This window comes from Pseudomonas cremoricolorata (genome assembly GCF_000759535.1).
GTDB classification, from domain to species: Bacteria; Pseudomonadota; Gammaproteobacteria; order Pseudomonadales; family Pseudomonadaceae; genus Aquipseudomonas; species Aquipseudomonas cremoricolorata_A.
On the sequence record NZ_CP009455.1, the window covers coordinates 2,180,634 to 2,189,721 of the forward strand.

Below are 9,088 nucleotides of genomic sequence, written 5' to 3' on the forward strand. Positions count from 1 at the left end.
CTAGGCAAGCGTAGATTGTCGGACAACTACTACGGGAGCATGGCCCAGAGATGTCAACGCGGCTGAGCGACCCTCGCGCCAGCCGCCGTGACGCCAGCCGCGGCGCAGCGTCAACGGCTGCGCCAGGGCGGCAAATGGCTCAGAACACGTTGATCGGATAATCGACGATGACTCGCACTTCGTCGTTGTCCCGGTCGACCGAGGAATAGCCGCGACTGCCGCGGTGGCTGGCATAGCGCAGCAACACCGAGAGGTCCTTGGCGGCGCCTTGCTGGACCACGTACTTCACATCCAGATCGCGCTCCCAATGCCGCGCATCCTTGCCATCGGCGCTGTACCAGCTGCCATAGCCAACGCTGTCGGCATTCGCCCGGGTGAGGTCGAGGGTGCCGCGCGAGTACGACACGGTCGAGGTCAGCCCCGGCACGCCGAGGCCGGCGAAGTCGTAGGCGTACTGCAGTTTCCACGAGCGTTCGTGGGGGCCGTTGAAGTCCGAGTACATCCGCGAGTTGTCGAGGAACACGCTGTCGCCCTGGTTGATGTAGTCGAACGGCGTGTCGCCGTTGACCCGCTGGTAGGCGGCAGTGACGCTGTGCGCGCCGGCGGCGACGATCAGGTGCAGACTGAAGGTGGTGTTGTCGATGTCGCCGAGCAGCGATTTGCCAGTGTCCTCGGTGCGGTACAGGTTCAGCCCAGGGTTGAGGCTGAGCTGATCGTTGACCACGTAGGTGTATTCGAGGTTGAGGTAGTGCTGGCGCCAGATGTCCTTGAGTTCTGCGCTGTACAGGCTGGCGCTGAAGGCATCGGTGCCGGTCCAGGTGCCGCCGGCCCAGTTCAGGTGGTCGCTGTGACGACCTTCGGGCAGGCTCGCATAGAAACTGTCGATACGGCGGTGGCCGCTCTGGTTGTAGGGCTTGGTGAAGCTGGCCTGGCCGGCTTCGAGCAGTAGACCATCGAGCGAGGTGTTGCTCAGGCTGACGCCGCGGAAGGTCTGCGGCAGCATGCGGGTTTCGCCGCCGGCGATCACCGGGTTGTTGATGAACAGATCGCCTGCCTTGAGCTCGGTGTCGAAGGCGCGCAGCTTCAGCGCCGCTCCGGCGGTGGAGAACGAGCGGGGCGCGGCGCCAAGTTCGCCATCGCTGCGCTGGTTCAGCGGCAGGATGCTGCTGCCGGCGTGGCCGCCGCCGCCGTCGAGCTTCAGGCCGAGCATGGCGAAGGCATCGACACCCACGCCGACCGTGCCTTCGGTATAGCCCGACTCGAAGCGCGCCACTGCGCCTTGGCCCCACTCGCGGTTGTCATGCACACCCGCGTCGAGCTGATTGCGATGGAAGTAGGCATTGCGCAGCTTGATGTTCAGCGACGAGCCGGCCACGAACCCTTCCTGGGCGGCCTCATCGGCCAGGGTGTGGGCAGGCATCGTTGCAGCCATTGCAACGAACAGCGGGGTATAGCGGAATGCGGACAGCACCGGGCACAGCTCCTTTGCGGGTGACCTCGAGCAGCACGCCAAGGTGCTTTCACCCTGCTGGATAACCGCCTCCCTGCGTCTGCACGAACATGAAAAAGCCGCTGTCTGGCAGCGGCCTTGCAGGCTAACACGCGAGGATCTCAGCGCAACCGTAGGTTGCAGGAAAACGGCCCGGCGTGTCGTGCGTGCCGTGTTCAGCTGTCGATGTGATCGTCCGCCTGAAGCTTCGAAGCGGTCTGCTGCGCGTCTTTAACCACGTCGCGCTGCTGCGCGAAAAGCGCTTCGGCGTGTTCGGCCACGGCCTGGTTGCGCGCGGCGAACACCGGGGACTCTTCGGCGAAGGCCAGGGGCGACAACAACACCGAAGACAGAACGAAGACGCTGGCAAGACCCATACTGTTGGACATGATGTAACTACCTTCTTGCTTGGCAAGTGCTATGTGAACGCCACTACGGTAGTCCCTGGACAGAGGCGGAAACAGCGCCGGGTTGAATAAGCACTGTTGCAAAAAAGGTAAAGATAGCCGGCCGTTCGCCGCACGATCGCCGTCAAACCCGCGCCGTTGAGCGGCGCCGGGGTATCAGAAGCCGATGAAGGCGTAGCGCGCAGAGGGCTGTGCGGTGAACTGTACGCCCAGAGCCGCCAGGGTATCGCTGAGGGCCTGGTCTTCGATGTGCAACTGCCAGGCCTGATCGGCGACTTGGGCGCTTGCGTCCAGCGCGGCGGCCAGCGCGCCCATGTCCGGCAGCCATGCGGTGAAACCGTTGCCCTTGAGTGCGCTGGTGGTCATGCCCAGGGCCTGGCACACGGCGACCTTGGCGGCGATGTCGTCACGGTCGGCCTGGCGCGAAGCTTCGATCAAGGCGCGCAAGTGCGGATCGACGGCGATCTGACCATGAATCAACTCGGGGCCTTGCTCCCAGGCTTCGCTGGGGCAGTCCTTGTTCTCGGGACGCAGCGGAATATGCGGGTTGATTTCCATGGGGTAGATGCGGCAGACCAGCGGTCGATCCTCATAGATGCTGCAGCGGTCGGCCGCATCCAGGTGCAGGCAGCGTCCGGGGTTGAAGGCGGCGAAGGTCACCGAGACCCGCACTTCACCGGCCCCGCACGGCACCGCCAACGAGCGGCGCAACACGTGTTCACGCTGCTCGAGCGGCATGCCTGGCCCATCACTGATGAAGCCTTCGATGAGCACGATCACCTGGCCGCCGCGGGCAGCCCAGTGCCGGGTTTCGTCGAGGGTCAGCGGCACGTGGTGGCCGCTGCAGCATTTGCCACAACCGGTGCAGGCGAAGCGCAACGCGGTGCTCACGACTTGCCCGAGGTCCACTCGCTGACGAAGGCCTTCTGCACGCGACGGTCATACAGGCACAGCTCGGTGCCGGTGCGGCCCTTCATGTACTTCTGCGGGTACACGCCTTCGATGAGCATGGCGCTGTAGCCGACCTGGTCGTCGAACTCGGCAGGCTTGCCACGGGCGTGGGCATCTTTGAACTGGCTGGCGGCCAGGCAGCTCTTGAGCATCAGTTGACGGTGTTCGTTCCAGGCCTGGCTGCTGGAGGCATGGGCAGCGCCACTGGCCAAGGCGCAGGTGATCAGGATGGAGCAGAAAAACTTCATACGCGATACCGGCTAATTCATTTAAAGACGCTGAATTATGCCCGACCCGTGTCAGTCGGCAACCCTGCGGTTATGTCTCCAGGTATCAGAAGGCTCAATGCTCACCAAACACCACGCTGCGTGCCGCCACCAACAGACAGTCGGTCAGCTCGGGTGATGAGAACTTGGTGAGAATCGCGTTGGCACCGGCCAGGCGAGCCTTCTCGCCACTCATGGTGCTGTCCAGCGAGGTGTGCAGCAGGATGTACAGGTGCTTGAAGTCGGGTGTTTCACGCAGCGTGCGGGTAAGGGCGTAGCCATCCATCTCGGACATTTCGATGTCCGACACCACGATGTTGATTTCCAGGGCGGTGCCCTGCAACTCCAACAGCAGCTCGATGGCTTCCTTGGCGCTGCGTGCGGTGTGGCAGTCGATGCCCAGGTTGCGCAGGGTGTGGATCGACTGCTGCAAGGCGACCTGACTGTCGTCCACCACCAGAATGTTGGCCGCAGCGAACAGGCTGGCGGCGTCCTCGTCGAGGGTTTCCGGCGCCGGAGCCGGCGGCGGCGGGGCGATGCCGTGGATGACCTTCTCGATGTCCAGTACCTGCACCAGTTGATCGTCCACCCGAGTCACGCCGGTGATGAACGAGCGGCTGCCCGAGCCGTAGGGTGGCGGTTTGATGTCGGTCGTTCGGCAGTGAATGATGCGCACTACCGCTTGCACGTGCAGGGCCTGGCGCGAGCGGCTGATCTCGGTGACGATCAGGCAGCCGCTGTCGGGCTGCTCCAGCGGGCGCTCACCCAGCGCACGGGCCAGGTCGATCACCGACAGCGGATTACCGCGCAGGGTTGCCACACCCTTCACATGAGGGTGGGCTTCGGGCAGCCGAGTCAGGCTCGGGCAGGGAATGATTTCGCTGACCTTGAGCAGGTTGATCGCCATCAGCTTGCCGCTGCGCAGGGTGAACAACAGCAGCGACAGCGAGTCGGCACGGGCGGATTGGGAGGCCATCGGGCGACCTTTGCAAAAAGAGGGAATGACTGGTTATCGGCGCGAGGGCGGGGGGCTTTAGCCGAGGAGCAATCCTGGCTCCCTGAGCTGGGCCGGCGTTGCCGGCCTTCGCGACTGAAGTCGCTTGTACACACACACTGTGGGAGCGGCTTCAGCCGCGATGGCCTGCGCAGCAGGCCCGACCCCGACAGCTCGGAAACCACGCGGCCCTACCGCTCGCGCAACGCCTCCCGCGCGCGATTCATCGGCTTGATCAGGTAATCGAGAATGGTCTTCTCGCCGGTACGGATATCCACCGTCGCGACCATGCCCGGGGTGATCGCAAATTCCTTGCCGGCCTTGTTACGCAGGCTGTCGTGCTCGGTGCGGATGAACACCCGGTAGTAGTAGATCTCGGGCTTGACCTCATCCTGCAAGGTATCTGGGGAGATGCCTACCACCTGGCCGTCGAGGCTGCCGTACACCGAATAGTCGTAGGCGCTGATCTTCACCTTGGCGGCTTGTTCGGGGTGGATGAAGGCGATGTCCCGCGGCGAGATGCGCGCCTCGATCAGCAGCCGTTCGTCCATCGGCACGATCTTCATCACCTGGCCGCCCGGCTGCACCACGCCGCCGAGGGTGTTGACCTCGATATCCTTGACGATGCCGCGCACCGGCGAACGCAGGGTCAGGCGGGTCAGCGAGTCGTTGCGTCCGCGGATCACCGCCTTGAGGCTGTCGGCCTCGGCGCTGGCCTTGGCCAGCTCTTCGCGGGCGCGCACCAGGTAGTCCGAACGCGCCTCGGTGGCCTTGAGCTCCAGTTCCGAGCGCTGGCGGTTCAGGCGAATCACCTCGACCCGGCTGGAGGCGCCGAGCTTGGCCAGGTTCTCGGTGATCTGCAGTTCGCTGCGCACCAGGCGCAGCGAATCCTGAATGCCGGCCAAGGTCTGTTCCAGGCCCTGGCGGCGAGTCTTGTACAACGCGGTTTCCGCATCGGTCAGCTCGGTGGAATCGGCCAGACTGGCGGGAAACTGCAATGGCTTGCCGCTGACTTCGGCGCGCAGCCGGGCGACGCTGGCCAATGCGGCGCGGTACTTGGCCTCGCTCTCGCCGACGTTGGATTCGCTCTTGGTCGGGTCGAGCTGGGCCAGGACCTGATCGCGCTGCACGCGGTCACCCTCGGCGACGTTCATCTGCGCGACGATGCCGCCTTCGAACGACTGGATCACCTGTTCCCGCGAGCTGGGAATCACCTTGCCGGTGCCGGTGGACACCTCGACCACCTCGAACCACGCCGCCCAGGCCAGGAAGGCGGCGAGCATCAGCGCGCAGACGATGATGATCCGCCCGGCACGCAGCACGGCGTGGTCATCCTGGCCATCGAGGTAGGAGGCGGGCAGGCTGTCGCGGCTCATGACTGGGTTCCTTGTTGCAGGCGCGCCAGGGCAGCGTCGCGTGGGTCGTCGATGACGATTCGCCCGCCATCAAGCACCAGGATGCGGTCGACCCGTTGCAGCACGCTTAGGCGGTGGGTGGCGATGATCAGCGTGCGGCCCTGGCAGAAGCGCTCGAGGTTATCCAGCAGCTTGCGTTCAGTGACGTCATCCAGTGCCGCGGTGGGTTCGTCGAGCAACAGCACCTGCGGCTGGCGGAGCAACAGGCGCGACAGCACCAGCGCCTGGCGCTGACCGCCGGACAGGCCCAGGCCGCCCTCGAGAATCAGGTGCTCCAGGCCCTTGGGCAGTTGCCGGACGAACTCCAGCGCGCCGGTAGCGTTGAGCGCCGTCAGCAGCTCCTGATCGCTGGCCTGGCCGGCGCCGAGGCTGAGATTTTCCCGCAGGGTCCCGTGGAACAGCCGGGCATGCTGGGCCAGCAGGCCGACATCGCGGCGCAGGTCGGCAGGGTCCAGATGGGCCACGGCGATGCCATCGAGGCTGACTTCGCCCTGCATCAGGTCCATCGCGCCGCCCAGCGCTTGCAGCAGGGTCGACTTGCCGGCGCCATTGCGCCCCAGCACGGCGATGCGTTCGCCAGGGCTGATGCGCAGTTGGCCGATGCTCAGCGCCGGCGCGGCTTCCGGGCTGTAGCGAAACACCGCCTGACGCAGATGGTAGTCGCCACGAATCGCCGGCAGGTGCACCCGCGCTTCGCCTTCGGGGTGATCGACCGGGCTCTGCATGAGTTTGTCGATGCCTTCGAGCGCCACCTTGGCCTGCTGCCAGCGGGTCAGCACGTGGGTCAGCTGGGCCATCGGCGCCATCATCCGCGAGGCCAGCATCGACGCCGCCACCAGGCTGCCGGTGGTCAGATCGCCAGCGATGACCATCGGCGCACCCACCACCACGACCACGGCGAACACCGCGCCCTGGATGTTCTGCGTCCAGGTCACCAGGCCGTTGGTCAGGGTGCGCAGGCGCAGGCTGTTGTGCGCGCAGGCGGCGTTGTACTGGTTCCACTGCCGCTCGAAGCGCGCCTCGGCCTGTAGGGCTTTGATCTCGTCCAACCCTTGCACGCTTTCCACCAGCATCGCGTTGCGCAGCGCCGATTCACGCATCGAAGCATTGGCCAGGCGCGCCAGGCGGCGCTGGGCGAGGATGCCCGGCAGCACCATCAGCACCAGCGCCACCAGCGGAATCACCACCAGCACACCGCCGATCAGCCAGAACACGAAGAGGAACAGCAGGAAGAACGGCAGGTCGGCCAATGCCGTAGCCGTGCTTGAGGTAATCAGGTCGCGGATCTGCTCCAGCTCGCGCAACTGCGAGATGAACGAGCCGGTGGATTTCGGTCGCACCGAGTTGCGCAGGCGCAGGGCATGGCCATACACCAGGTCGGAGATACGCAGGTCGGCGCGCTTGCCGAGCAGGTCGGTGACCTTCAGACGCAGCAGGCGCATGGTCAGGTCGAACAGTAGCGCCAGCACTACGCCGCCGAACAGCACGTACAAGGTGGGCAGGGATTCAGCAGGAATCACCCGGTCGTAGACCTGCATGGAGAACAGCACACCGGCCAGGGCCAATACGTTGGCCACCAGTGAGGCAAGCATCACCTGGCCATACGGTCGGATGTCGCGCAGTACGATGCGCGCGAACCAGTGGCGGTCGTAGGGGGCGGTGTAGTCATCGGTGCGTACGTCGCGCAAGGGCCGTGCCGGGCGCAGCAGGGCGACGCGGGTGATGCGCCCTTGCAGCTGGTCGCGGTGCAGGCGGCTGGTCAGGCCCTGGTCACCGGCAAAGGACAGGGCCAGGTGATCGTCTTCGGTCACGGCTTCGACCACCGCCAACTGGCCGTCGTCCAGCTCCAGCAGCAGGGGCGTACGCCACTGGCGCAAGGCCTTGGCATCGAAGGCCACGAAACGCAACGTCAGCCCGGCCTGGCGCGCCATGTGCTGGAGAATGTCGTCCAGCGGCCGCGCGTCTTCGGCGGCGGCCAGGCGGATGCGTTGCGGCGAGACATCCAGGCGGTAGTGGCGCGCCACCTGCAGCATGCATTCGAGCCACGGCGTGAGGTCGGCGCGCGCTTCGGCGGCTGGCGGTGGGGCATGGGTGATCTGGACGGTGTCGTTCATGGCAGGATCTCCACGCCTTGCAGGCTGCGCCCTTCCAGGCCCAGCACCGGGCGCAGGGCGCCATTGTTGTACAGGCAATCGATGTTCAGGCGCAGCAGGTCAGAGCGGGTGCCGGCCATGTCGAAGCGCGACTGGTAGATTTCCTGCTCGGCGTTGAGCAGGTCGAGCAGCGGCCGCGTGCCGAGGTCGAGGTATTGCCGGCCGTAGAGCATGCGCGCCTCCTGGATGCTGCTTTGCCGCGCTTGCAGGGCGCGCAGGCGTCGACCGAGCCCTGCGGTCTGCGCCTGGGCTTCAGCCAGGCCGCGGCGGGCGCTCAGGCGGGCGGCATCTTCGGCCGAATCGGCGGCGCTCAGGGCATGCCCGGCGGCGCGGCTGCGGGCGTCGATGGCGCCGCCCTGGTAGATCGGCACCTCGACATTGAGGTAGATGCCCGCCTGGGTGCGGTCGAGGCGGCGGTTGTCGCGGTTGTAGTCGTTGTCCAGATAGTGGTTGAGCTGCGGTTGCAGGGACACCGTCGGGTAGGCCTCGGCCTTGGCCTGGGCCAGTTCGGCCTGGGACTGGCTGCGCAGAGCCAGGGCCATGAGCACCGCTGGCAGGCGATCATCGCTTTGCAGGGGACGGTTGCAGGCCTGTTGCAGTTGCGCCGGGGTCTCGTCGGCCAGCGCCGGCGGCGACACCCGGCCGAGCAAGGTCGCCAGCGCCGAACGCCAGCGCTGGTGTTGCGCCTGGTACTCCTCGAACACCGCTTGTGCGCCATCGGCCCGCGACTGCGCCTGAACCACATCGGAGCGGGTACTGGCGCCCATGTCGCTGCGCTGTCGGGCCAGGCCGACGATGTCGCCGACGCCTGCGATCTGCTCGCGGGCGATGCTCATCAGTTGCGCATAGCGACGGGTCTCGATCCAGGCGTAGGCGGTTTCCCGCGCCAGGTCGTCGACCACCAGCAGGATGTTGGCCTGGGCCCTCGCGGCGGCGGCGCGCGCTGCGTCCACCGCATGGTCGACCTTGCCGAAGTCATACAGCATCTGTTTGAGCGACAGGTTCAGCGCCTGGCTGTTGCGGTCGCCACCGTAGCCGGAGTCGTAGCCGCCGCGCAGGCCGCCGGAGATCTGCGGGTAGTAACCGGCGCGAGCGACGGTGATGCCCTCGCCCTGGCGGTCGAGGTCGGCCACCGCCTGGGCGATGCTGGGGTGCCATTGCACGGCCTGCAGTACCGCCTCGGCCAACCCCAGGCGCCCGGAATCGGCACCTGCCCGCGCCAGCGCCGGGCGCGCCGGCAGCGCGGCGGCGGGGTCGTGCAGGGTGGAGGGGCCGATCTGGCGCAGGGCCGGGTCGGTGTCATCGGCCGCCACGGCAGCCGGGTGGTAGAAACAGGCCAGGAGCGCGAAGGCCCCCGGCAACAGCGGTGACAGCAGACAACCTTGCTTCACGGTATTCCCTTACTGGCGTTTC

The 9,088-nt window shown here is 66.1% G+C and carries 8 protein-coding genes; all 8 read right to left on the reverse strand.

The features are described from left to right. Positions 1–139 precede the first annotated feature (139 nt). The 8 genes from LK03_RS09525 to LK03_RS09560 all read right to left on the reverse strand — a co-directional run bounded on the left by LK03_RS09525 (position 140) and on the right by LK03_RS09560 (position 9,066). Positions 140–1,471, reverse strand: coding sequence for an OprD family porin (locus LK03_RS09525; protein ID WP_038412103.1), 1,332 nt, complete (start codon positions 1,469–1,471; stop codon positions 140–142). Positions 1,472–1,665: 194 nt separating this feature from the next. Then, a complete protein-coding gene (locus tag LK03_RS09530) occupies positions 1,666–1,878 on the reverse strand; it encodes a hypothetical protein (RefSeq protein ID WP_038412104.1) in 213 nt (70 codons plus the stop codon). Positions 1,879–2,052: 174 nt separating this feature from the next. Further along, positions 2,053–2,787 carry a YkgJ family cysteine cluster protein gene (locus LK03_RS09535; RefSeq protein ID WP_038414667.1) on the reverse strand — a complete coding sequence of 245 codons (735 nt, stop codon included), beginning with the start codon at positions 2,785–2,787 and terminating at the stop codon, positions 2,053–2,055. Next, positions 2,784–3,095, reverse strand: coding sequence for a hypothetical protein (locus tag LK03_RS09540; RefSeq protein ID WP_038412105.1), 312 nt, complete (start codon positions 3,093–3,095; stop codon positions 2,784–2,786). The genes LK03_RS09535 and LK03_RS09540 overlap by 4 nt, the downstream gene beginning before the upstream one ends. A 94-nt stretch (positions 3,096–3,189) precedes the next feature. Continuing rightward, entirely contained in the window at positions 3,190–4,089 is a 900-nt protein-coding gene (locus LK03_RS09545) for a chemotaxis protein (RefSeq protein WP_038412106.1), read from the reverse strand. A gap of 209 nt (positions 4,090–4,298) precedes the next feature. Further along, the gene (locus LK03_RS09550; RefSeq protein ID WP_038412107.1) at positions 4,299–5,483 is read right to left on the reverse strand and encodes an HlyD family type I secretion periplasmic adaptor subunit; all 1,185 of its coding nucleotides are present in this window, start codon (positions 5,481–5,483) and stop codon (positions 4,299–4,301) included. Beyond that, positions 5,480–7,636: a type I secretion system permease/ATPase gene (locus LK03_RS09555; RefSeq protein ID WP_038412108.1), complete on the reverse strand. Its 2,157-nt coding sequence runs from the start codon at positions 7,634–7,636 to the stop codon at positions 5,480–5,482. The genes LK03_RS09550 and LK03_RS09555 overlap by 4 nt, the downstream gene beginning before the upstream one ends. Beyond that, the gene (locus LK03_RS09560; RefSeq protein WP_038412109.1) at positions 7,633–9,066 is read right to left on the reverse strand and encodes a TolC family outer membrane protein; all 1,434 of its coding nucleotides are present in this window, start codon (positions 9,064–9,066) and stop codon (positions 7,633–7,635) included. The genes LK03_RS09555 and LK03_RS09560 overlap by 4 nt, the downstream gene beginning before the upstream one ends. Between the last annotated feature and the right edge of the window lie 22 nt (positions 9,067–9,088).

Excerpts from the sequence above, each read along its gene's own strand:
- LK03_RS09530 (WP_038412104.1), bottom strand. The coding sequence starts at position 1,878 with ATGTCCAACAGTATGGGTCTTGCCAGCGTCTTCGTTCTGTCTTCGGTG.
- LK03_RS09545 (WP_038412106.1), bottom strand. The coding sequence starts at position 4,089 with ATGGCCTCCCAATCCGCCCGTGCCGACTCGCTGTCGCTGCTGTTGTTC.
- LK03_RS09555 (WP_038412108.1), bottom strand. The coding sequence starts at position 7,636 with ATGAACGACACCGTCCAGATCACCCATGCCCCACCGCCAGCCGCCGAA.
- LK03_RS09540 (WP_038412105.1), bottom strand. The coding sequence starts at position 3,095 with ATGAAGTTTTTCTGCTCCATCCTGATCACCTGCGCCTTGGCCAGTGGC.
- LK03_RS09550 (WP_038412107.1), bottom strand. The coding sequence starts at position 5,483 with ATGAGCCGCGACAGCCTGCCCGCCTCCTACCTCGATGGCCAGGATGAC.